The 25,257-nt window shown below is 58.9% G+C and carries 14 protein-coding genes; 9 read left to right on the forward strand and 5 right to left on the reverse strand.

Going from position 1 to position 25,257, the window contains the following annotated elements:
• Positions 1–62: 62 nt before the first annotated feature.
• The 3 genes from OHL11_RS16010 to OHL11_RS16020 form a co-directional block, all read right to left on the reverse strand.
• On the reverse strand, positions 63–1,337 hold the full coding sequence (locus OHL11_RS16010; protein WP_263372545.1) for an Hsp70 family protein: 1,275 nt from the start codon (positions 1,335–1,337) through the stop codon (positions 63–65).
• Positions 1,338–1,464: 127 nt separating this feature from the next.
• Positions 1,465–1,857 carry a DUF1634 domain-containing protein gene (locus tag OHL11_RS16015; RefSeq protein ID WP_263372546.1) on the reverse strand — a complete coding sequence of 131 codons (393 nt, stop codon included), beginning with the start codon at positions 1,855–1,857 and terminating at the stop codon, positions 1,465–1,467.
• A complete protein-coding gene (locus tag OHL11_RS16020) occupies positions 1,854–2,690 on the reverse strand; it encodes a sulfite exporter TauE/SafE family protein (protein WP_263372547.1) in 837 nt (278 codons plus the stop codon). Before OHL11_RS16020 ends, OHL11_RS16015 begins: the two co-directional genes overlap by 4 nt.
• Positions 2,691–2,828: 138 nt before the next feature.
• On the opposite strand from OHL11_RS16020, the gene OHL11_RS16025 reads away from it, so the two are divergent.
• The 7 genes from OHL11_RS16025 to OHL11_RS16055 all read left to right on the forward strand — a co-directional run bounded on the left by OHL11_RS16025 (position 2,829) and on the right by OHL11_RS16055 (position 18,526).
• Entirely contained in the window at positions 2,829–3,749 is a 921-nt protein-coding gene (locus OHL11_RS16025) for a LysR family transcriptional regulator (protein WP_263372583.1), read from the forward strand.
• Between the two features lie 172 nt (positions 3,750–3,921).
• The gene (locus OHL11_RS16030) at positions 3,922–5,214 is read left to right on the forward strand and encodes an SGNH/GDSL hydrolase family protein (protein ID WP_263372548.1); all 1,293 of its coding nucleotides are present in this window, start codon (positions 3,922–3,924) and stop codon (positions 5,212–5,214) included.
• A 91-nt stretch (positions 5,215–5,305) separates the two neighbouring features.
• The gene (locus OHL11_RS16035) at positions 5,306–7,657 is read left to right on the forward strand and encodes a glycoside hydrolase family 31 protein (protein ID WP_263372549.1); all 2,352 of its coding nucleotides are present in this window, start codon (positions 5,306–5,308) and stop codon (positions 7,655–7,657) included.
• 15 nt (positions 7,658–7,672) lie between these two features.
• Positions 7,673–11,131 (forward strand): glycosyl hydrolase, encoded by a 3,459-nt coding sequence (locus OHL11_RS16040; RefSeq protein ID WP_263372550.1) that lies wholly within the window; start codon positions 7,673–7,675, stop codon positions 11,129–11,131.
• A gap of 268 nt (positions 11,132–11,399) precedes the next feature.
• Positions 11,400–14,858 carry a TonB-dependent receptor gene (locus tag OHL11_RS16045; protein WP_263372551.1) on the forward strand — a complete coding sequence of 1,153 codons (3,459 nt, stop codon included), beginning with the start codon at positions 11,400–11,402 and terminating at the stop codon, positions 14,856–14,858.
• A gap of 117 nt (positions 14,859–14,975) precedes the next feature.
• A complete protein-coding gene (locus OHL11_RS16050) occupies positions 14,976–17,357 on the forward strand; it encodes a GH92 family glycosyl hydrolase (RefSeq protein WP_263372552.1) in 2,382 nt (793 codons plus the stop codon).
• 179 nt (positions 17,358–17,536) lie between these two features.
• A complete protein-coding gene (locus OHL11_RS16055) occupies positions 17,537–18,526 on the forward strand; it encodes a LacI family DNA-binding transcriptional regulator (protein WP_263372553.1) in 990 nt (329 codons plus the stop codon).
• Between the two features lie 33 nt (positions 18,527–18,559).
• On the opposite strand, the gene OHL11_RS16060 is transcribed toward OHL11_RS16055, so the two are convergent.
• Positions 18,560–19,891 (reverse strand): sugar porter family MFS transporter, encoded by a 1,332-nt coding sequence (locus OHL11_RS16060; RefSeq protein ID WP_263372554.1) that lies wholly within the window; start codon positions 19,889–19,891, stop codon positions 18,560–18,562.
• Positions 19,892–20,248: 357 nt separating this feature from the next.
• Here OHL11_RS16060 and OHL11_RS16065 point away from each other — a divergent pair, with 357 nt between their 5' ends.
• Together OHL11_RS16065 and OHL11_RS16070 are read left to right on the forward strand one after the other, a co-directional pair.
• Complete coding sequence (locus OHL11_RS16065; protein ID WP_263372555.1) at positions 20,249–22,951, forward strand: glycoside hydrolase family 38 N-terminal domain-containing protein; 2,703 nt, start codon at positions 20,249–20,251, stop codon at positions 22,949–22,951.
• A complete protein-coding gene (locus OHL11_RS16070; protein ID WP_263372556.1) occupies positions 22,948–23,946 on the forward strand; it encodes an alpha/beta hydrolase in 999 nt (332 codons plus the stop codon). Before OHL11_RS16065 ends, OHL11_RS16070 begins: the two co-directional genes overlap by 4 nt.
• A 38-nt stretch (positions 23,947–23,984) precedes the next feature.
• On the opposite strand, the gene OHL11_RS16075 is transcribed toward OHL11_RS16070, so the two are convergent.
• The gene (locus OHL11_RS16075) at positions 23,985–25,217 is read right to left on the reverse strand and encodes an MFS transporter (protein ID WP_263372557.1); all 1,233 of its coding nucleotides are present in this window, start codon (positions 25,215–25,217) and stop codon (positions 23,985–23,987) included.
• Between the last annotated feature and the right edge of the window lie 40 nt (positions 25,218–25,257).

Here is a 25,257-nt window from a genome sequence, read left to right on the forward strand (position 1 = left end):
ACTTGGACGAACGAAAGCATTCGCCCGGGTCTGTACTTATCGACCTTCGGCAAGCGCCTGAATCAACGATTGCTGTCATCCGATCCGAGCCACGCCAAGCCCTGGGACACCGAGGTAAATACGTCCCCGGAGTTGACCTCGGCCTCACCAAAGCGATCCGTAAAGATCTTCCTCACCGCCGGAACCAGCGAAGTGCCACCGGTGAGAAAAACGCGATCCACCTCAGCCGCACGTAGCCCGGCAGCATCCAGCACCGCATCAATTGACCGCTCCATGCGTTCCAACTCCGGCGCGATCCATGTTTCGAAATCCGACCGCTGCACATCCTCATGCAGTTGGAGCGAACCCGTCTCGAGCGAGAAGGTGGCCGTCTCGCTCACGGAAAGCTGCGCTTTCACGCTCTGCACCGCTTGATGCAGTACGTAGCCCAGGTCTTCCTCCACGATCGTCCGCAGAGCAGAGATCTTGTCCGGCTCTGAAGCTCGTGTTTCAGCCACGCGCAACATATCGCGCACCTCGCGCGTGCGAAGGAATGACAAGGTGTGCCAGTGCTCCAGCCGACGGAATATCCACGCAGGCAATGTCGGCAACTGCTTGCCGAAGGAGGTCGACGAGGACTCAGAGCCCAAAGCTGGAGAGATCAACCTGCGGACGATGCGCGCGTCGAAGGCATCTCCCGCCAACCCGACGCCCGTGCTCGCCAACACTTCCGCTGCTCCCTGATGCACACGGAGCAAAGAAAAGTCGGTTGTACCTCCGCCGAAATCACCGATGAGCGCGACGCCTTCGGTCGCGTTTGCAGCGCGATACGCTCGAGCGGCGGCGACCGGCTCCATCGCGAAACTCACGTCTTCGAAACCTGCGTCCTTGAATGCAGCCAACAGGCGTTGCTCCGCGAACACGTTGTCAGCTTCATCCCCTGCCCCGACAAACATCACCGGACGTCCAACAACGGCGCGGGTCACGTCGAAACCAAACGCTTCACTCGCGTGAGCGCGAAGATCACGCAGAATGCGCGCCACCAGTTCTTCAAAGCGATATTGCCGACCGAAGATCTCTGTACCTGTCAGGCTGCGCGCTGAGAGATGGCTCTTCAGAGACTGGATCAGACGTCTCTGGATCTCATCTTCATCCGCTTCCAGGTAATGCTCAACCGCCTCAGCACCGGTCCAGGAGCGCACACCGCTCGCTCCCGCAGTGGATCGGCCTCGTTCCAGATAAAGGAGCGAGCGCGATGAGCGGCTGCTCCCCAGTCGGGATCTGAACGCTACTTCTTCTACGCTTCCTTGACGTACGAGGGAGACGGAACTGTTCGTCGTTCCGAAATCGATCCCCACTACATGATTCTCTTGTCGCAATCTGGCTCCCGCACAGCGCGTCGCTCTGCCAGCGACGCCTCTGTAATTTTGCAGCATCCAGCCAGAAATTTTGAAATGCCACCGGGAAGTCGCAGCCGCACACAGATCAATGAAGAATCAAACTGACCGTCAGCGTAGCGAGCACGATGCACGTGATGACGACGTATATCCGATCACGCTCCAGCGCAAAGCCGATGATCGAGAAGAGCACGCGAATGATGGGCGTCAATAGCAGCACGATGATTCCGAGTTGAGCCAAGGCTTGTCCGCGGTCGGCGAGCTTTGCGCTTGTGCTGAAGAGCAGCCGCACTGTGCTTGCCGGAGACGCAAACAGGCTCGCCTCGCCGATGAAGTGATGGAACTCCGCTGGTTGCGGATGTGCCGTGATCAGCGCCAACGCTCCGCCCAGCAGTCCGAGCGTCGTCGCCGCGAGCACTCCGCCGCGCAGCGTCAAGCTGATCAGCCGCTCCAGAGACTTGTCCGTAACCTGCGCGCTCATCGCGAACCTCGCAGTCCATGCACAATCATCTGCACAGCGATGATCGCGACGGTCGCGGCAAATACGCGGCGCAGTGTGACCACAGGCAATCTGGGCAACAAGCGAGCGCCCACCATTGACCCCGCGAGCACTCCCAGCATGACCGGCAGCGCAATGACGGGCTGAATGTAACCACGTTTGAGATAGATCGCGGCACTTGCGACACCGGTCACACCGATCATGAAACTACTTGTCGCCGTCGAAACCTTGAACGGAATCCCCATGACCCGATCCATCGCGATGACCTTCAGCGCACCGGAGCCAATGCCCAGCAAACCGGAGAGCATCCCCGCAACGTACATGAGTCCGAAGCCCGCCTTCGCATGCTCGACCTCGTAGTGGATCGTGCCCTGCGGGGTTACATAATCGCCGCCCAGGCGTAGCTTGCGCGTTAGCGGATCAGGATGCTTCTCCCGTGCCTCATCCCTCTTCATGCGAATGACGTTCCATGCTGAATGAAGCAGCACCAACCCAAACAAGATCGTCAGCGCGCCCGTAGGCGTCTTACTCGCGAGGAGTGCACCTGAGATCGCGCCGACCGTCGTCGCGACTTCGAGGAACATTCCGATACGGATGTTCGAAAGGCCATCACGCACATACGCCGCAGCCGCGCCTGACGAGGTTGCCACGACGGAGACAAGGCTTGCTCCGATGGCATAACGGATATCCACCCCGAGCAATAAGGTGAGCGCAGGGGTCACGACAATACCTCCGCCCAGTCCGGTGATGGCTCCGAGGAGACCGGCCGTAATGGAGACCAGAAACACGATCAGGGTGAATTCATGCGCAGGCATCGGGAGTTTCGCTGTTCTTCAAACGGGAATAAAGGACAAGTCTCAAGGGCTGTCACCATTGAATCCCGCGACCTATAATCAGTCCAATCGTATTTTGCGCATTGTCTATTCGGAAAGGCTGAATACTCCCGAATGTCCATGGAGCTGAAGCATCTTCAATCCTTCATCGCTGTCGCGGAACAGCTTAGCTTCGTGCGAGCGGCCCAGAGATTGCATATCTCGCAGCCAGCACTCACCGCGCACATCCAGCAGCTCGAAGAGAGCGTCGGCGCACAGTTGCTTCTGCGGAATAAGCGCAGCGTACGGCTGACCGAAGCGGGAGCCGATTTTCTCGAGGCGGCTCGTGACATCCTTCATCGCGTGAAGAGAGCCGTTGATCAAGCTCAGGAATCCGCTCGCGGAGAGACCGGACGGTTGAGGATTGGCTTCGTGTCCTCCGCGGCCCTGGAGATCGTTCCGCCTCTCGCCGTTGCTTACCGCAAGCGTTTCCCGGGCGTGCAACTGGACCTGATGAACTGGCGCACCAGCGACCAGTTGCGGCAACTGGCCGACAAGGAGCTCGACATCGGATTCGCGCGCATGCCCGCTCAACACAAAGGCCTGAGCTTCGCTCGCATACACAGAGAGCCACTCGTCATGGTGCTTTCCAAGCAGCATCCTCTCGCTCGCAAGAAGGACCTACACCTTGCTGACCTGCGCGATCAGCACTTCATCTTGTATGGCAGAAGATGGGCACCGGGCTTCTTCGATCAGATCCTCGACCTATGTCAGCAACAAGGCTTCACGCCGAACATTCTGCAGGAAACCGCAGAGATGTACACCGCGGTCGCAATCGTCGCTGCGGGACTCGACGTCTCGATCCTCCCCCGCTCCGTAGTAGCAGCGCAGCGCCGAGGCATCGTCGTCAGAGAGCTCAAGTACCGCGAAGCGTTTTCCGAAATCGCCATCGTGACACGCGACGAGCCTGCTTCCGTGCTTGTTCGAAATTTCGTCAAGCTCGCCAAGTCAATGGCGAAAACAAAGCCCGAGGCGACGGCTATGCGTCTTCTCACGCGATAAAGATTGCGCGAGTGGTTCCGTGCGGTATCGTTACCATTTTTATGTGGCCGTGCAAGCAGGATTGCCAAGGTCTTGCACGGCCCCGCCGCTTATCGTGAGGTTACAACGCTGGGATTCTTATGGTATCGTTACCTCGCTTTTGCAAATTCGAGGAACAGAGGTCTCTAGAAATATGCATCGTCGCATTGCCGCCGCCATCGCCACTGCGGGTCTCGTCGCCGCCAGCTTGTCCGCACAAGAGAAGCCTTTCTACCTTCACGATGGCGATCGCGTCGTGTTCTACGGCGACAGCATCACCGACCAGCGCATGTACACCATGATCATCGAAACGTATGCGATGACGCGCTATCCGGGCATGACTGTCGAGTATACGAACTCCGGCTGGGGCGGCGATCGCGTCAGCGGTGGTGGTGGTGGACCGATCGACACTCGACTGCAACGCGATGTGGTGGCCTACAAGCCGAATGTCGTGACGATCATGCTGGGCATGAATGATGCAGGCTACAAGGCCCCCACCGAAGAGCTCGACAAGACATACTTCGACGGCATGAAGTACATCGTCAACACCCTCCGCAAAGACTTGCCGGGGGTTCGACTTACGGCGATTCAGCCTTCTCCGTATGACAACGTAACGCGGCCGCCTGCATTCCCGATCCAGAACAACTACATCTACAACAACGCACTCGTGGCTTATGGTCGTTGGATTGCGAACTACGGTGCGGCGAACGGCATCACGGTTGCCGATGCGAACACAGACTTTGTGAAGATGCTGCAGAAGGCGTTTGCTAAAGACCCGGACACGGCTTCGAAGATCCTGCCGGACCACATTCATCCTTCATTCGGCGGACATCTGATGCTCGCGGGACAAGTGCTGCGTGCGTGGGATGCTCGTCCCACAGTCGCCGCAGTCACGATCGACGTGAAAGGCTCGAAGGCTTCCGTGAAGGAGAGCGAACACACAAAGATCTCCGCACTCGATGCCTCGAATGGTGTGAAGTGGACCGAACTTGACGATGCCTTGCCGCTTCCCTTCACGCAGTGGCAAAGTATGTGGGGTGGAGGCCCGACGGTAAGTCTCGTAGTGGAGAGCTCCGACCTGATGACGCTGCTCAACGAAGAGCCGATGGCGGTGAAGGGGCTGAAGCCGGGCGTCTACGCTCTGCGAATTGATGGCAAGCAGATCAGCACCTTCTCTGATGTGGAGCTCGCAAATGGCGTGAACCTCGCGCCGATCGTCACGCCGATGTCGGACCAGGCCTTCGACGTGTACCAGGCGGTGGCACAGCATAATGACCTCCACTTCGATCGCTTCCGCCATGTGCAGGTCGCTTTGGATTCCGATAAGTTCGCCGAGCAGTCAGCAGCATCCCAGGCAATGGACACGCTGGAGGCTGCCGTCGTGAAGAAGGCGCGCGAGCTCGCAAAGCCGAAGTCGCATACCTTTGAGCTTGTGCCTGTCTCCTAACCTCGCTCGGAAGATTCGGCGTTGTTTCATGAACCCCTCACGAAACAGCGCCGAATTTGTTTGTAGGCTTTTCACGAAAGGTTGATCCACCATGTTCGTTCGCACACTGCGCCTGCCACTCGCCATCGCTGCGCTCTCTGCATCGCTCACTTGCTCTGCACAGCTGCAGGCCACGAAGACAGGCGTAGAGTTTCGCTCCGGTACGGATGCCGTCGCCATCGATTTTGTCGAGGATAACGTGGCGCACATCCATGTGTTGCCTGCGGGAAAAGCGGACGAACGCACGCCGGTGATGGACCCGGCCTATAGAGCGTCTGCGGTGTCGCCTTCAGTACGCCTCAGCTCGCAGCACCTGGCCACGCTGGCAACAACCGCAGTGAGCGTCCGTGTGGAGGACGGCGATTTCTTGAAGGTCACACTCTGCGATAACGCGACGCACTGCGTTCAGCTCGACAATCTTCTTGCAGCGGCGAAGGGCGAAGCGTTGCCAATGAATCTCGATCACGTGCAGACGCTCTACGGAATGCGCGGGCTGCCGCTGGTGGATGCAGGCACGAGTTTCGCACGCAATGGTGGCGCGACGATCGCAGCCAGCTTCCAGGGCGATGGCGGCGCCCCGCTCTTCTTCACGGACTCACTCGGTGTACTCATTGACTCCAACGGCGGAAATTTCCAAGTCGTCGGGCCATCGGTGCGTTTCAGCGGAGGCTCGCGCAAGGACCTCGAAATGTATGTCGCCTTCGGTAAGCCAATGCAGGTAATGAGTTCCATGATGAAGCTCACAGGCCTGCCGCCTATGGCGCCGAAGTGGACACTTGGCTTCATCCACAGCTTGTGGGGGACAGACGAAGCGCGGCTGAAGGAGATTGCGAAAACCTACCGCGAAAAGCAGATTCCCCTCGATGCGTTCATTCTCGACTTCGACTGGAAGGCATGGGGTGAAGACAACTACGGCGAGTGGCGTTGGAACAGCACGCACGGCAAAGGCGCATTTGCGCCGGACAAGTTCCCCGATGGTGCTTCTGGTGCCTTCGCGAAAGAGCTTGGCTCGGAGGGCATCAAGCTCGCGGGCATTCTCAAACCTCGCATCCTGCTCTCGCCTGATACAAATCCTGACCATCGCACGGAAGCCGCGGCCTACGCGGACAAACACAACCTCTGGTTCCCCGATGAGAAGCCGGAGAAGGACTACGTGACTGAGCGCATGGCGCGCAATCTGAACTTCACCTTGCCTGAGACACGCACCTGGTTCTGGGAGCATCTGCGGCCTTCGTACCAAGCAGGCCTTGTGGGCTGGTGGAATGATGAGGCCGATCCGCAGACACCCTCGCAGGCGGCGAACGTACAGTTTCTCAACATGGGGCGGACGCTCTATGACGGTCAACGCGCAACGGATGACCGCCGCGTGTGGTCGATCAATCGCAATTATTATCTGGGCGCGAACCGCTATGGCTACGGACTGTGGTCGGGCGATGTGCTCACAGGTTTTGATTCGATGGCATACCAGGAGCGACGTATGATTGCGTCGCTCAACATCGGCGCAAGCCACTGGAGCATGGACACGGGTGGTTTCCGTGGCACGCCAACGCCAGAGAACTACGCGCGCTGGATGGAGTTTGCGGCTTGGGTGCCGATCTTCCGCGTACATGGAAACTTCAACGAGAAGCGTATGCCGTGGTCGTATGGTCCCGTAGCCGAGGCTGCTGCGACGAAGGCCATTCGTACCCGCTACTCACTGATGCCATACATGTACTCCTACGAGCATGCTGACCACTCGACGGGTATCGGCATCGTGCGTCCGATGTTCTGGATCTACCCGGAAGATGCGGAAGCCTCTGCGCTCGAAACTGAGTGGATGTTCGGTGACGCGTTTCTCGTTTCGCCGGTGGTGACGCCGGGGGCAACGAACCAGCGCGTGTATCTGCCGCAAGGCACGTGGTTCGACTACAGCAGCGGCAAGCGCATCGAAGGCAAACGCTGGATCGACGTTGCCATTGACCCGAAGACGTGGAGCGACACGCCGGTGTTTGTGCGCGACGGATCGATCATCGCCACACAGGAGCCGCAGCAGTTCACCGACCAGCACCCCGTGCAGGAGGTGACGCTCGACGTTTTCCCCAATGCACAAGCGGCGGCGTTTACCTATTACGAGGACGACGGTCAGAGCTATCAGTACGAGAAGCAGCAGTTCCTCTCGCAACAGATCAGCGCACAGAAGAGCGGCACGGTCACAACCCTGCACCTCCTCGCAGCCGAGGGGCAGTTCAAGCCTGCGCTGCAACACTACATCCTGCGCGTTCACACGCGTGCTCACGCGGTATCGCTCAATGGCAAGCCTCTGAGCGAAAGCGATAGCGGCTGGAAGGCAACGAGCGACAAGTATGGCGACGTCGCTGTGCTGCGCGTGCAGGCTGGAGCAAAACTCGACATCACCCTGCGCTGAGAAAGACACACGAAGATGCCTCGCAAACGATATGACTCCTCCAGGCAGAGGCGCACCCAGCGCGCCTCTGCTTTTTTTGTGGCCGCGGCCCTCGCCATGCAGGCCCAGGCCCAGAAGACAACGCGCGAGGGCGATCTGCTCAGCGCAGCGCAGTTTCGCAATCCTCCAGAAGCTGCGAAGCCGCGCGTGTGGTGGCATTGGCTCAGCAACAACGTGAGCTACGACGGCATCACCGCTGACCTCAAGTGGATGAAGCGCGTTGACATTGGTGGTTTTCAGATGTTCGACGGCGACATGCATGCGCCACTCTTCGTAGACAAGCCTGTCGTATGGATGACGCCGGAGTGGAAGCGCGATTGGCGACATGCAGCGCTACTCGCCGACCAGTTGCATCTGGAGATGGCGATGGCAGCCTCCGGCGGATGGAGCGAGACCGCAGGCCCCTGGGTGAAGCCCTCGCAAGGCATGAAGCGTTACGTCTGGAGCGAGACTTCGATCGTTGGACCGACAGCATTTCATAGCAAGCTGTCCACGCCGCCACATGGGTTCGGCAAATTTCAGGATGTGCCTCTCCCGCCCGCAGGCAAGGAGGAGCCGGACCTTACACTGCCGGGTGCCAAACCGCAGCCTGTGCTGCCTTCGAGCGCAGCACCGCAACCTTTCTACGCAGATGCAGCCGTGGTCGCGTATCGAATTCCGGATGACGCAGCCGCGGAGCTTCAGCCAGCGATCACGTCGAGTTCTGGGAGCATCGATGGTGCATTGTTAACTGATGGCAGCTATCGCGACACAACGCCGCTTACGTTGAAGTCAAAAGAACGCGAAGCGTGGATCGAACTCCGCTATCCGCAGGCCGTCGAGGTGTGTTCGCTGACGCTGGGACTCGCCCCCGTGGCGGTGCTGGGCGGCGATCCGCTACCGCAGGGCGAGGTGCAGTACAGCGACGATGGGCGCGCCTGGCACTCGTTGATCGCGTTGCCCGGGCCGCCGGAGGGCGTCGCCGCACCGCTCTCAGTGCGGACGTACAGCTTCCCTGCTGTCCGTGCGAAGGCCTTCCGCATCGTGATCCCCGGTGGCCAGACGGAGCGCACACTACGCTTCTCCGAACTGCGTTTCTCCGGTGTGCCAGAGGTGAAGTACTGGCAGGATAAAGCGGCGTTCGGTCTGTCCGTGCAGGCCATCGGTGAAGCTACCGAAAGGGACGCGACACCGGTCGGCGACGTGATGGATCTCACCTCCAGGATGCGACCCGACGGAACACTGGACTGGGATGCCCCCGCAGGTAAGTGGAAGGTGATGCGCCTCGGCTATGCGGCCATCGGCGAGATCAATCACCCGGCGACGCCAGCAGCGACAGGCCTTGAGGTGGATAAGCTGAGCCGCACAGACGTCAATGCGTATCTTGCGACGTATACGAAGATGATCCAGTCTGTTGCGGGGCCTTACTTTGGCAAGAGCTTCCGTTACTTCCTCATGGATAGCTGGGAGGCTGGGCAGGAGAACTGGACCGAAGCTATGCCTGCGGAGTTTCGTCGACTCCGTGGATATGACATGACGCCTTATCTGCCGGTGCTCGCAGGCCATATCGTCGGCAGCGCGGCCACGAGCGAGGCGTTCTTGTGGGACTTCCGCCGCACCATCGCGGACCTGCTCGCGGAGAATCACTATCGCGCCGCGACCGCATTCTTCAAGCAACATGGCGTTGGACTCTACGCCGAGGCGATGGGTGTGAACCTCCCCACGAACGGCGATGGCTTGCTGAACAAAGGCCAGGTCACCGTGCCGATGGGAGAGTTCTGGACCGCTGGCCCGGGCAGGCCGCAGGATCCGTGGAACACCGCTGATATCCGCGAGACCTCGTCAGCCGCCCACATCTACGGCAAGCCGATCGCGGCAGCGGAGTCATTCACTTCCTGGTGGACGATTCTGCCGTGGGAGCAATCGCCGTTCTATCTAAAGCCTTTGGCTGATGAGGCATTCGCCGCAGGCATCAACCGCATCGTCATCCACACTTCGGACCAGCAGCCCTTCACCGATGAGGCGCATCAGCCCGGCATGACTCTCGGGCCCTTCGGCCAGCACTACAACCGCAACATGACTTGGGCTGAGCAGTCCAAGGCGTGGAACGATTACCTTGCACGATGCTCTTACATGCTGCAACGCGGGCGCTACGTGGCGGACGTCGCGATCTTCTACGGCGAGGGCGCACCGGTGACAGTGCCCTCCGGGAAGACGCTCTCCCCCGCTGTGCCCACACACTATGGCTACGACTACGTAGACGCCGACGTGTTGCTGCATCACGCAGCAATGAAGAACGGACGTCTGCATCTCGACAGTGGAATGAGCTACGCGGTCCTCGCCATCCCGGATGACGAGCGGATGCTCTCGCTGCCGCTGTTGAAGCAGTTGCGCGCATTCGTGCAGCAGGGGCTCACACTCGTGGGCCCGCAGCCGGTCGCGTCGCCCACCCTGAGCGATGGCCCGCATGCCAGCGATGAGGTGAAGCGCATCGCTGCAGAACTCTGGGACCGGCCGCTACGGCGCGGACATGTGTACAGCGACCGCAACCTGGAAGACGTGCTGGCGTCGGCAAAAATAAAACCGGATCTTCGTTATGACACGCCCACGCACGTCACAAAAGATTTCGACGAACCAATGCCTGTTGGGACTGCAACGAACGACCTGGTTTATATCCATCGGCATCTTGCAAATAGCGACATCTATTTCGTGGCAACGCAGAAGCTTCACGCCTTCGATGTCAACGTCACCTTCCGCATGAGGGGCGCCGTGCCTCTTCTATGGCATCCCGATACAGGCGAAACAGAAGCGGTGGACTACACCGTGGCGGGTGGAGAAACCACCGTTCCGCTGCATATGGATCCGGCAGGCTCCGTCTTTGTCGTTTTCACCAAAGACGGTCCGGCGCTCGGCCGACACACGGCAGCGGCGACAACAGAAGCACTTACTACGCTGACAGGGCCCTGGGAAGTTCATTTCCCTCCTCATCGTGGAGCGCCTGATCAATCGACATTTCCTTCGCTGGCTTCGTGGACGGAGCAGAGCGCGCCAGGCATTCGTTACTTCTCCGGATCGGCGACGTACACCAAGCAACTTGAGATACACGCGGCTGATCTAAAGCCTCATCAGAGACTATTAGTGGACCTCGGGCGGGTCGATGTCATGGCCGAACTCACCGTGAACGGCAAGCCATACTCCAACCTGCTATGGAAGCCGCCGTTCCTCGCGGACATCACCAACATCCTTCACGTCGGAAGCAATACGCTGGAGATCAAGGTGACCAACCTATGGGCCAATCGGCTCATCGGCGATCAACAACCCGGGACAATGACCACTTACACCTTCACCGATTTTCATGCGTTCAAACCCGACGCCCCACTCATGCCCTCAGGTTTGTTGGGTCCAGTACGGTTGCTGCGGCAGAGGAAATCAGAGTTTTCAACCATCGTGCGGTAGGACCGCCTTTGACGCTCTTCGTGGTATCGGTTGCATTCATTCTTTTGAGATCGTCAATTCAATGCCTTTCTGCGAGGTGCCTGCGAAAACTTCTCCCAAACTCAGACCCGACCGGCATTTCCTGAAGCCCATAACCGCGTTCAACACGATTTGCCCTCGGAAGAAGAGCTTGGTAAAAACCTGCGATTTTTCCTTTGACAGCTTCTTTCAACAGTGGATATGATTCGCCTTCATGGAACCGATACCATCAAAAACAAACCTATATCGCTTGGCGAAACTGCTTGTACTCGCTGTGGCGATTCTTCTTTCGAGGGCAGTGCTCGCACAGAGCGATCAAGGTGCAGTGACCGGAACGGTGATGGACCCGCAGGGCGCGGTCGTCAGCGGTGCTTCGGTGCAACTCACCCAGGTTGATACCGGGCTTGTACTGACCGCCAAAACCAATCAGGGTGGCGTCTACGTCTTCAGCCCCATCAAGATCGGTAACTACAGCATCAAGATCTCGCACGAGGGCTTCCAGACGGTTGAGAAGACCGCGCTGCACCTGAACGTGAACCAGCGCCTCGGCGTCGACGTGAAGCTGCCCATTGGCTCGGCGAACGACGTCGTGAACGTGGTCGGTACGACCGAACTCGAGACAGAAGATTCGTCTGTCTCGCAAGTCGTTTCGTCGAAGACACTCAACGAGACTCCGCTCAACGGCCGCAACTACATCTTCATCGCGCACCTCAGCGCAGGTGTTGCGCCTTCGCCGGGAACGCGTGGCACGGGCAAGGGTGATTTCAGCGCCAACGGCCAGCGCGCCGAGCAGAACGACTTCATCCTCGACGGCGTCGACAACAACTCGAACGTGGTCGACTTCCTCAACGGCGCGAGCTTCGTTGTGAAGCCTCCACCGGATGCGCTCGCCGAGTTCAAGCTGCAGACGAGTTCCTTTGACGCGAGCTTCGGTCACTCGGCCGGTGCGGTCATCAACGCTTCGATCAAGAGCGGCACCAATCAGTTCCACGGGGACCTCTGGGAGTATTGGCGCAACGATGCGCTGAACGCACGCAACTGGGACGCGCTGACGATTCCGAAGTTCCGCCAGAACCAGTTTGGCGCAACGATTGGTGGACCGATCATCCCGAACCGTTTGTTCTTCTTCGCAGACGGCGAAGCGAACCGCATCATCTACGGCCAGACCTTCACCGGAACGGTACCTACGGCGCTGATGCGTCAGGGCAACTTTACCGAACTGCTCAACCCGGCCATCAACGGCCAGGGCCAGGCGATCACGCTCTATCAGCCGAACAGTGGCGGCACAACGTTGCTCACCTGCAACGGTCAGCAGAACGTTCTCTGCCCCACGCAGATCAACGCCACCGCGCAGCGCCTGCTCAACCTCTTCCCTGCTCCGAATGCCAACGGCGCAAACATCTACAACAACTACAAGAAGAACCTGAACGTCGCGGACAACACGGCTCAATGGGATGGTCGTCTTGACTGGAACGCTACGGCGAAGGACCAGGCGTTTGCTCGTATGAGCTATTCGAACGAGCCGGTCACGTATCCTCCGCCGCTCGGTTCGATCCTTGATGGCGGTACATTCGCCAACACCGGTTCGGGTCTTAGCCGTGGCGAGAACTTCGTCTTCAGCGAAACGCACATCTTCTCGCCGAACTTCGTCAACGAATTCCGCTTCGGCTACAACTGGGGCCACTTCGCTTACAAGAACGCTACCGCCAACACCGACGTCTCCGCACAGGAAGGCATCGGCGGCATTCCTTACTCGCCGGGCATCGGCGGCCTGCCGTATATGGTCGTCAGCGGAATCAACCAGATCGGAGCGCCGGCGAACTATCCTTCCGACGAGTATCAGAACTCCTACCAGATTCTCGATAACGTCACCCGCGTCGTCGGACGTCACAACCTCCGCTTTGGTGTGAACTTCCAGCGCATCCGCTTCAGCACCGAGCAGCCCGGTTTCGTTCGTGGCTACTTCGGCTATGACGGCACCTACACCGGCAAGCCGGGCGTGTCCTACACGGGTTACGGTGTGGCCGACCTCTTGACCGACCAGACGCGTAATGCACAGATCACGCAGCTTGCCGTGACCGACGACGTTCGTTGGTACCGTTCGGCCTACGTGCAGGATGACTGGAAGGCCACGCCCGCACTCACCATCAACGCAGGCATCCGCTACGACTACTACCAGCCGTACGTGGATCGCCATGACAACCAGGCCAATATCAATGTCACCTCTTCGGGCAATGGAACCGGCAGCGCACAGTTCCTGCTTCCGAAGAACTCGAAGGCCGTTCTGCCTGCAGCGTTCCTTGCTAATGCCGCAGCGAACAATATCTCCATCGTTCGCACGGACAACCGTGGACTGGTCAACGCGCAGAAGCTCAACTTCGCTCCTCGTATCGGCTTCGCGCTCAAAACCTCTGACCGCTCGGTGGTACGTGGTGCCTACGGCCTCTTCTACGGTGGCCTTGAGAGCATCGGCTACGCCGGCAACCTTGGCGCGAACTTCCCGTTCAACGTCACAGTCGGCGTCAACACGCCGACCTGCGTCGCTGGTTCCTGCCCGAACAACGGCATCAACCTCGAAACGGGTTTCTCGGCCATCACGCAGAACGGCATCGCAAACTACGCCAACGGCATCATCGGTTTCAATGCCCTGGCGCAGAATGTGAAGACGCCTTACACGCAGCAGTTCAACGCATCCTTCGAGTACGCGCTGACGCACACGATGAGCGCCACGGTCAGCTATGTAGGTTCGGCGGGTCATCACCTGCAGTCGTATACGAATGCCAACTCGGCACGCGTGATCACGGCTCCGGGCGTGAACACCCTGCCTTTCCAGCCGTTCCCGGCCTTCGGCGGCATCCTGTATACGTCGTTTGGTTCGGACTCCAACTACAACTCGCTGCAGGCAAAGCTGGAGAAGCGCACCGACATCGGTCTCAGCTTCCTCGCAACGTACACCTACTCACATTCGCTCGACGACGCGCCGACGCCGTTGAATAACTTCTGCTGCGGCAATACCTACTTCAACCCGATCCAGCACTCCTACGGCTCTTCGGAGTTCGACGTTCGTCAGCGCGTGACACTGAACGGCTCGTACGATCTTCCGGTGGGCAAGGGACGCAAGTACCTCAACAGCTCGCGCCTCGTAGACGAGACGATCGGCGGATGGAGCACAGCTCTCACGCTTTCGGCGCAGACCGGTGTTCCCTTTACCGTCGGCGACAACGTCATCTCGCCCAACGGATCCAGCGCGCACGCCATTCTGGTGCGCGACCCGTTCAAGCCGGGTGGCTCACCTGATCCGACCAACCCGAACATCACGTGCCCGACGCGCGTACGTACCGTGCAGCACTGGTACAACCCGTGCGCCTTCGCCAATCCGCTCTCCGCGACACAGGGCGGCTTGACCGGCACGGCCACCATCAGCGACTACAACGCGGCGCAGAAGTTCAACGTCGTGGGTCGTAACAACATCAGCGGTCCGGGCTACGACAAGATCAACGTTTCGTTGTTCAAGAACTTCCCGACCTTCGGCAGCCAATACCTGCAGTTCCGTGGCGATGCGTTCAACGTCTTCAACACGCCTGCATACTCCAACCCCGCAGACACGGGCATCAACACCACGAGCAGCTATATCAACTCGGTGAAGAGCCTTGGTCAGTACACACCCGACGCACGCTTCTTCCAGCTTGCGGCGAAGTATTACTTCTAACCAGCCGGTCGAAGAGGAGCCTCCACCTCTTCGACCATCACTTGAACCATTCGAGGAAGCCGGCTGCGGCCCAGCGGCTTCCTCGTTCTCTTTGTGTGACTGCGAGAAAAACGATCTATGTCTTTCAAGGTTTCCCGTCGTGAGTTCGTCGGCCTCGGCTTGATGAGTGCATTCCCTCTCCCCCGAGCCCTTGCTGACACCGCCCATCGTCCCAGTGACGCCATCCATCCCATCATCGGCGCCAGCACGAGCGTGAAGCTCGGCGAAGGCAAGACATTCCCCGGCCCGACGATGCCGTTCGGCATGGTGCAGCTCGGCCCAGACACCATCACCGGCGGCGATAACGCGTCCGGCTACTCCTACGAGCACACCACGATTGAAGGCTTCAGCTTCAACCGCATGAGCGGTGTGGGTTGGTACGGCGACTTTGGCAATCTTCAGATGATGCCGACAACCGGCGCACTGAAGACGGTCTGCGGTCGTGAAGCGAATGCTGGTGAAGGATGGCGCTCACGCTTCAACCATGCAAGTGAGGTCGCAGAGTGTGGCTACTATGCCATCACGCTTGACGATTACAAGATTCGCGCAGAGATGACCGCAGCCAAGCGCGCGGGCATCCTTCGCTTCACATTTCCTGAGGCGAAAGACTCTCGCATTCAGCTCGATCTCGCGCGCCGCATCGGGGGAACCTCCACACGGCAGTATGTGAAAGCGGTGAACGACACGACGCTCGAAGGATGGATGGACTGCCCGAACAGTGGTGGAGGATGGGGCAACGGCGTAGGCCAGGTGAGCTATCGCGCGTTCTTCCGCGTTGAGTTCTCCCGCCCTATGCAGCGTTGCGGTGTGTGGTCAGTTCCGATCCCCAAGGGCTTTCTCACCACGAGGAACGGCCTGCTGGTCGATCTCTTCCAGACCGATAAATATTACAAACTCGCCGCGCAGGCTGAAGTGATGCACGATTGTCGCGAGAAAGAAGGCGATCATCTTGGTTTCTTCGCGGAGTTCGGCACCCAAGATCGTGAGCAAGTGCTGGCGAAGGCTGCGCTCTCGTTTGTGGACATCGAAGGCGCGCGCGCTAACCTCAAGGCCGATATCCCCGGATGGGAGTTCAACGCTGTGCGTCGTGCAGCACGCGAAGCCTGGGACCAGCAGCTCAACAAGATCACCATCAAAGGTGCGAACGACACGCAGCGCGCGATCTTCGAAACCGCTATGTTCCATGCGGCGATCGACCCGCGGGAGATCGCCGACGTCGATGGTCGCTACAAGGCAGCCGACGGCACGATTCAGACCCAACAGGGTTTCCGATATCGCACCATCTTCAGCGGATGGGATGTCTTTCGCGCAGAGTTCCCGCTGATGACCATCATCGATCCGTCTCTCATCAACGACGAGATCGCTTCCCTGCTCGAACTCGCCAAGCGTAGTGGCCGCGGCTACCTCGAGCGGTGGGAGATTATGAACGCCTACAGCGGTTGCATGGATGGCGATCCCGCGCTGTCTGTCATCCTCGACGCGTATCGCAAGGGCATCCGCAAGTACGACGTGAAGCAGGCGTATGAAGCCTGCTTGCAAACATCTACCGGAGTCGGCGATCGCACGAATCGTCCGCAAAACGATTTCTATATGCAGAACGGCTACGTGCCCGACCAGATCTCGTGGACACTCGACAACGCGTACTTCGATTGGTGCGTTGCAGAGTTCGCCAAGGACCTCGGGCACACTGACGATGCGTCTACGCTCCATGAGCGCTCGCTGAATTACAAGAAAATCTACGATCCTGCCGTGAAGAGTATGCACGCGCGTCATGCCGATGGCTCCTGGATGGAGTGGAAAGGCGAGACAGAGTTCGGCCAGGGCTGCACGGAGAGCAATCCTCTGCAGCAGTCGTGGTTCGTGCCGCACGATGTGTATGGACTCATCGAGACGATGGGCGGAGAAGACGCCTTCGCCGCGAAGCTTGAAGACTTCTTCGAGAAGACGCCTCCGTCCTTCGGCTGGAACCCCTACTACAACCACTCCAACGAACCTGTGCACCACATCCCGTATCTCTTCGCTTATGCACGCAAGCCGTGGCTGACACAGAAGTGGGCACGTAAGATTCTCGACCAGGCGTACGCAGACCGCATCGACGGCATCTGCGGCAACGATGATGTGGGTCAGATGTCAGCCTGGTATGTGATGAGCGCGCTCGGCTTTTACCCCGTTTGCCCGGGCAGCAACGTGTACATCATCGGCTCACCGCTCTTCGAAGAAGCTACCGTCAAGCTCGATCCCGCGTGGCACAAAGGGCGAACCTTCCAGGTCCGTACCCTTGGCAACGCGGCCACAACGCCTTACGTGCGAGCCATCAAGTTGAACGGCAAAGCGCTGAACCGTTGCTGGATTACGCACGAAGAGATCGTCGCCGGAGGCGTGCTCGAGCTGACGATGGACTCCAAGCCTGCGCTGCAGTTCGCGTCCGCAGAACTGCCACCAGCGACGATGCCACGCTAAATTCTTGTTTTCCTTGGTGCATCCAAGCCTGTACTCTCTTCTGATCGCCAAGCGGAACGTTACCATAGTGAAAGCTTTTCAAGCCTCGAGCCTTGCGACTGGCAAAGTCGTAAGGCACAGGCATAGTCGATCTGGAGTCTGCCCTGCGTAACAAGACCAGCCGCCCGACGCTTCATGATGTGGCCCGCATTGCCGGCGTGGGAACCACCACGGTCTCGCGCGTCATCAATGGTGGCGATCGCGTCGCGCCGGAGATGCTCGCGCATGTTCGCAAGGTGATGGAGGAGCTCGGATACGAGCCGAACCAGGCAGCTCGCGCGCTGAAAAGCGCCCGCTCGAAGACAATCGGGCTCATTATCCCCTCGATCGTCGATCCATTCTTTGCAGAGTTTGCCTCTGTCGTGGAACTCATGGCGCGCGAGAAGGACTACGCAGTTATCTTCCTCACCTCGCATGACCGTGCAGAACGAGGTATGGCTGACCTCAAGATTCTCGAACGCCATCGCGCAGACGGCCTTCTCATCGTGCCTCCCCGCACGGGATCAAAAGCGCTGCTCGATCAACTGACACAGCTTGGCGTTCCAGTCGTTGCTTTCGATCGCCCTCTCATCGGCCGCAACTGCTCGCGGATTTTGTGCGGCAACTTTCCAGCGGCAGAGATTGCGACGAAGCACCTCATTGACCACGGCCGCAAACGCATCCTCGTCTTGGGCGGCGATCCGCGTCTGCACACCATCCAGCAGCGTCTCGAAGGCTACGAGAAAGCCATCGGCGAAGCAGGTCTGGAACCCATCATCGAGATGGACGCGAGTGACTACGCGTCGGCCGAAGCGGCCATCACTCGCCGCATCAAGCAAAAAGGTGGCATCGACGCGATCTTCGGCCTCTATAACCAGTCGACGATCCGCGCCTATGAGGTGCTGCAGAATCGCAACATTCGCGTGCCCGACGAAATCAGCCTGATCGGCTTCGACGACTTTGCACTTGCGTCCACGCTGCGGCCCTCGATCACCGTCATGCGCCAGAACATCACGGAAATGGCGCAAACGGCCACGCGACTCCTGTTGCAGCATATGAACGGCGAGGTCACATCACCGCAGCAGATTGAGATTGAAGCTCACCTTATCGTGCGCCAGTCCTGTGGTTTCCACGGCGCAACCAGCAAGTAGCTTCAATCGAGTGGTGAGCCTCAACCGCCTCGCTTAGTGGATGTGGAACTCCGCCTGAATCGCTTCCAGGCTCTTGCCCTTGGTTTCGGGGTAAAGAACGAGTACGACCACGAACTGCAGCAGCATCATTGCCGAAAAGAACGCGAAGGGTATCGCCTGAGAGTGAGCCGCGATCGAGGGAAAGACGCCCGCGATGATGGCGTTCATAATCCAGTGTGAAGATGAACCGACGCTCTGCCCCTTCGAGCGCACGCGCGAGGGAAAGATCTCAGAGAGATACACCCAAATCACCGAACCCTGCGATACCGCGAAGAACAGCATAAAGATCACCAGCATCACCAGCAGTAGCGAAGCGTGTGAGTGCGTGTGGAAGATGACGGCGATGCCCGCCAGAGCGACCGCCGTGCCCAACGCTCCGGTAAGCAGAAGCGTCTTACGGCCAAGCTTGTCGATAAGGCTCATGCCTAGCAGCGTCGCGAAGATGTTCACCAACCCCATGCCCACGGTCTGCAGAGCAGCAGAAGAGGCACTATAGCCCGCAGCTGAGAAAATGTAATTCGCGTAGTACAGGATCGCATTCACGCCCGAGAGCTGGTTGAACAAACCAATCGAAATCGCGATGACGATCAGCTTGCTGTAACGCTTGCTAAAGAGCGGCTCATCATGCGCGCCCTGCTCCAGGTTCACCGAAGCAATGATTGCGTCTAACTCGGCATCAGAGTCGGGCGAGCCCATCAGCTCCAACACTTCGCGCGCTTCGATGGTGTTATTCGTCGTGACCAACCATCTTGAACTACGCGGAATGGCAAAGAGCAACACGAGAAACGCCGCTGATGGCAGAATCGCCACGCCAAACTCCCAACGCCACTGCGCCGCACCAAAGTGCATCAGCGTGATGAGGTAGTTCGAACTGTAGGCCAGCAAGATGCCGATAACGATATTGAACTGAAAGAGCCCCACCATACGGCCGCGCCACTTGGCCGGCGCGAGCTCTGCAATGTAAACCGGCCCCAGCACCGACGAACCACCGATGCCGATGCCGCCGATGAATCGGCAAACCAACAGCGTATCCCAGTTCCAGGCAAACGCGCAGCCGATGCTCGAGATGCAATAGAGAACCGCCATGATGCGGAGCGCGTCGCGACCACCGATACGCTGACCGAGCGCCCCTGATGTGAGTGCCCCGAGCACGGTTCCCGCCAGGCCGATGGCGACGGTCCAGCCGAGAAGATGTGGCGTGAGATGAAAGACCTGCGAAAGCTGCTCCGTGGTTCCCGCGATAACCGCAGTGTCAAAGCCGAAGAGCAAGCCGCCCAGCGCACCGATCAGCGTGGACTTGATGAGGTAACGGTTCAATTGCGACATCCCCTTGGCAAATTGCGGCCGTGGTTGATTTGAGAGCCCAGATGAGCTTACCTGCGCACTCGGTGATTGCGAAACGCAAGTCAATGGTTGTACAGAAAACTCTTAGCGCCGAGGCCACCCCAGCTTTTATCGTTCGCTAAGACTCCATGGTATCGATTCCAATATCGTGAGCCATTCTTCACTCCGCGCGGGAGTGCTGTCAACACGCAAACCGATTCGTCCGCGAGTAGCGCCTAATCACCTGGATCTCTAGCCATGAAGCAGTCAAGCGCGTTGGCGCCAATCTCCCCCGTGGGATCACATCGGGTTGCGATTGACGCCTGCGGATGCGGCTGATACGCTCCATCCAGAAACATGATGGCATCGTTACCATTTTCGAAGAGTTTCCCAGGCCGCACTGCCCTGCTTGCCCTCATCGCGTCGGCGGCATGGCGCACCGTTCCCGCGCAGACGCCGCAGACCTCCGTCGATACGATCTACGTGATCCCCAGCTCCCATTGGGACCTCGGCTTCCTGCGTCCGCCGGACGAGCAGATGGCCGTCATGAAGCCGCATCTGGATGCGGTGCTCGCCGCGTGCGAGCGTCATGCGGATTTCCGTTGGACGATCGAGAGCGTCTGGCAGTTGAATGCCTGGCTTGAACGCACCCAGGACCCGAAGCAGATCGCGCAAATGCAAAAACTGCTCCAGGCCGGACAGATTGAACTCTCTGCGGCCGATGGCAGCCAACATACCGAGTTCATCGGCTCGGAGGAGCTCAACAGGCTCATCTACGCAGCGCGCAAAGCGCACAAGCAGTTCGGCATTCAGCCAACAATCGCGATGATGAACGACACTCCCGGCTTCTCTTCGCGGGTGGTTCAGACGCTGGCGACTTCAGGCGTGCCGTTCATGATGACTGGATCCAATATTGCGCTGGGCGGAGGTCTTTCCGTCAGCCGAGGCATGATGCCCTTCTTCTGGCAGGGTCCGGATGGCAGCAAGATCCTCGTGTGGCAGACGCAGGGTAAGAACGGTGGTTACACCGAGGGTGTCGCGGATTATCACCTAGCGCCTGCGGTGGAGGACCCTTACAAGCACACGCGATTCGTCCCCAAAGAGCTCGCCGGGTTCTCCGATCTGGAGATCACCAGACGGAGCGTCGACAAACTTCTCGCGGAGTATCAGAGCGCGGGATATCACCATTCCCTGCTGGCGGTCATGTTCCTGCATGATGGCGTCGGTCCGGCTGACGAAGAGAACGCGTTGCTACCCAACGTGCGAGCCTGGAACGCGGCGGGCATGAAGCCGCGCCTCGTTGTAGCGACACCCTCTGAGTTCTTCCACGCGCTCACCCAGCGTGAAGACGTATCAGCTTTCCCGACGCTGCGCGGCGACTGGAACGGTCTCTGGGCACGCGTCAAGACCAACTCGCCTGCACTCAGCGCAGAAGCACTCGCGCTCCAGGACGAGTTGCCGCAAGCCGAGACGCTGCGCTCGTTGCTTCGCATGAAGCAGCAGGCGCCTGACGCTCCACCGGCGTTCGATCACGCGTACAAGAACCTCTTCATCTACGACGAACACAACGGTGCCGCACAGGGTAGTTGGCCGGACGTGATGACGCGCGCTGAGGTCAGCAAGCAGAACGAAGAGTATGTGGACAAGCTTGCAGACGCGACCAACTTTGCGCAGCAGCAGATGCAAGCGGAACTGATCGACCTGACAGACCGCGCAAACAAAGCTGCGCCAGCGCAAACGCTCCTCGTCTACAACCCCTCTAGTTGGCCGGCATCTCGCGTGACTTGCGTGAAACCGAACATCAACAGCAATGCCGTTCGCGATCTCGCTACGAATTCCGAGGCTCATTCGCAAACCATGCAGGACGGCTCGTTGTGCTTTGAAGCCGCTGATGTTCCGGCAACGGGGTATCGCACTTACGCTCTGTCTGCTACGAAGCGTTCATCACCAAAGCCTGCATCAAGCACAACTCTTGAAAGCCCGTACTATCGCGTGGAGTTCGATGGGAACGGCAACGTGCTCCGCATCACGGACAAACAACAGGGCGAGATCGTGATGATGGATGCGTCGCACGGGGACGAAGTGGGCACGCTCAAGATCGACGGGAACTCCGTGAAGTTAGAAGCGACTGCGCAGGTTACGCTCCATCGCGAGCAAGGACCGCTGATGGAGCGCCTCACGATCGAACGCCAGAACTCGCAGTGGCCGCGAACAGTGATCAGCCTGCCGCAGCTTGAACCGAAGATCATGGTGAGCGAAACGCTAGATCGCGCACATATGCCCTTCGTGCCTTACGGCAAGGACTCCAATGAGTATTCCTTTGGCTTTCACGTTGGCATTCCTGAAAGCCAATTGCTCGTCGAGGATGGCAACGGTGTTCGCCCCTTCCCGCAGTACGTTCTGCCTGGCGCAAGGACCGACGCACTCGTTCCAAGACACGCGATCGCGTGGAGCAACGACAAGCGCCATCTCATCCTTTCTCAGAAGGACTCGTTCTTCGACAAACTCCTATGGAACGGATCGAACGCGGCAGGTGTGGATGTTGTAGCGATGGTGAAATCGGACCAGACCAAGACGAAGGATCAAGGAATCCAAACCTTCGATGCATTTGAGCCGCATTTCGATTCCCTGCGCACCTTCTCGTTCACGCTGCAATATGGCAGAGGCCCGGCAACACCAGTAGCTATCTATCAAGCGAGCGTCTCGGATGACGTCAACAAAACAGCACTATTGCCAACGACCCGCACGGCTTCTTCGCCAAGGTCCTCGCTCCTCTCCATCTCTGGAGCTGGCGTTGTAGTGCTCGACCTGAAGCCCAGCGAAGATGGGGATCTACAACACTACACTTTGCGGCTGCAGGAGATTGAGGGCAAACAACAGAGAATCGCTGTCACACTTCCAGCCGGTGTATCTTCTGTGGCGCAAACGTCGCTCACCGAAGATGTGGTGCTGAAAGATGGGCTCTCTCTTCGCAGCATCGAACTGACCCCGCACCAGACGCTCACTCTTCGACTTACCGTTTCTAACGCGCTGTCCCCGGTCCAGCAAGGGGGGCAGCATTGAGCTTCAGCGAAGATCTTCGACACGATGCGATCGAGGTGAACACCGCCAGCGATGTCTACTCGCGCCTTTCTCCTGCCGACAGGGAGTTCCTCAAGCGGCTGCAAGATTGCCCGCCGCTTGGTACATTGAGCATCGACGAAGAACGCAAGCGTATGGAGAGCGGCCAACGCGCGCGATTCTCCGACTTCCCTGTAGATGTTGTAGAGTTCGCGACGAGCGCTTGCCGCGTCGTGATCATTCGCGCCAAACATAGCCAGAGTGCGCTGCCGATCACGTTCTACTTCCACGGCGGCGGATGGGTTCTGGGCAGCCTACAGACTCACACGATGCTACTGTGCCAACTGGCTCTGCGATCAGGACGCGCCATCGCTTTCGTCGACTACCCACGCGCTCCTGAAACCGGCTATCCCCATATCGTCAATCACTGCGTCGCGGCGGTGACGGAAACTCTCGCAAATGCAGACGCGTTGAACCTGTCGACGAAGGCGTTTCAATTCGGCGGCGATAGCTCAGGTGGCAACCTCGCCATCGCAACCTTGCTTGAGCTTAAACGCCAGAAGCTGGCAGCGCCTGACGCTCTCCTACTGCTCTATCCCGTTACAGATCACACGACGGATTCCGCGTCGTACCTCGCCTTCGCGCAAAACCCGAACCTGAGCGCTGAAACGATGGATTGGTTCTGGGCGAAGTATTTGCCTGATGCCGAGCGACGCGCGGAGCCGCTTGCATCTCCATTGACGGCGCCCGTGGACGTTCTGAGCGGCTTCCCGCGCACGCTCATCGTGAACTGCGAATACGACGTACTACGCGACCAGGGAGAAGCGCTCGCAGCGAAGCTCATCGAAGCGGGTGTCGAAGTCACAGCGATTCGGTGGCTCGGTGCGCTCCATGGCTTTCTGGTTACAGAAGAGCTTCTGCAGACACCTTCTGCGCAGCTATGCGTAAGCTTACTCGCGCAGTATTGCCGAGGTGCGGAGCCTTACCGATCAGCTTGAGTCAGACCGCTCAACGACGTGGGCTGCTCACCGCCGCTCTAGGAAAGTGCGTGGCCCTGCGTCTCCGGGATCAGCCAAAGTAGCGCGACGATGTCGAGCAAATAAAGTAGCGAAAGACTGCCGACTGCGATACCGAAGGAGTAGTGGGCGGCGATAGCTCCGATCATCAATGGCCCCAGTCCTCCAAACGCGCGGCCAATGTTGAAGAAGACATTCTGCGCTGTCGAGCGAACTTCGCTGGGGTAAAGATCGGAGATCAGCGTACCGTATCCGCCCAGCATCCCGTTGACGAAGACACCCATGATCGCGCCGCCTACGAGAAGCGCTACGGGCGACTGCAATCGCGAATACAACAACACCATGGCTGCGGCACCGCTCATGAAAATGAGAAATACGGGGCGGCGTCCGATGCGGTCAGCCAGCTGTCCGAAGATCCAGATGCCACAGCTCATGCCGACAACCGTTGCTGCGGTCCACAGCGCCGACTTCGTCAGCGCGAGACCGTGCTTCTTCATGAGGTAGTACGGCAACCAGGTCATCAGACCGTAGTACCCGATCTGCTGGATCGAGCACAGGATGATGAGTCCGATACTGCGCCGCGTGGTCTCCTCGTTATGGAAGAGCGCAGCCAGAGGAAACTCTTTGCGTTTATGCTTCTGCGCTTCAACGAACGTATCGGGTTCAGGAATGAAGCGGCGCAGGCCGAACGAGAGCAGTACCGGAAACACGCCGAGCAGGAACATGCCTCGCCAACCGATGCGCGGCAGCAACAGCGGAGTGAGCAATGCGGCAGAGATGATGCCCGCTTGTCCGCCCAGTGCGACATAGCTGGAAACACGGGCGCGCACATGGACAGGCCACGTCTCCGCGACCAGCGCCAACCCGACGCCGAACTCTCCGCCAAAGCCAAGCCCCGCAAAGGAGCGAAAGAAAAGGAGCTGCCAGTAGTTCTGCGACACCGCGCAAAGCGCGGTAAAGAACCCGAAGCAAAGGATGGTCCACGTGAGCGTGCGGACCCGGCCATAGATGTCGCCCAGAAGGCCGAATAAGAATCCCCCAACAACAGCGCCGATCAACGTGCCCGTCATCAACGAACCGGCGCGAGCGGTGGAAAGCCCAAAGGCTGCGGAAATAGGCGCGAGCAAAAACACCAACAGCAGCAGGTCGAACCCCTCTACACCGAAACCGACGGCCGAGGCCCAAAGGGCAAGCGTGGGGTTCTGCCCGGATGGCGATGCGTCGTGCGATGTTGCGAGCGGCTGTTCGTTCAAGCGACTTCCTTCCTGCAGATGGAACGTGGTGCGTGATAAT

Source organism: Granulicella cerasi, from assembly GCF_025685575.1.
GTDB classification, from domain to species: domain Bacteria; phylum Acidobacteriota; class Terriglobia; order Terriglobales; family Acidobacteriaceae; genus Granulicella; species Granulicella cerasi.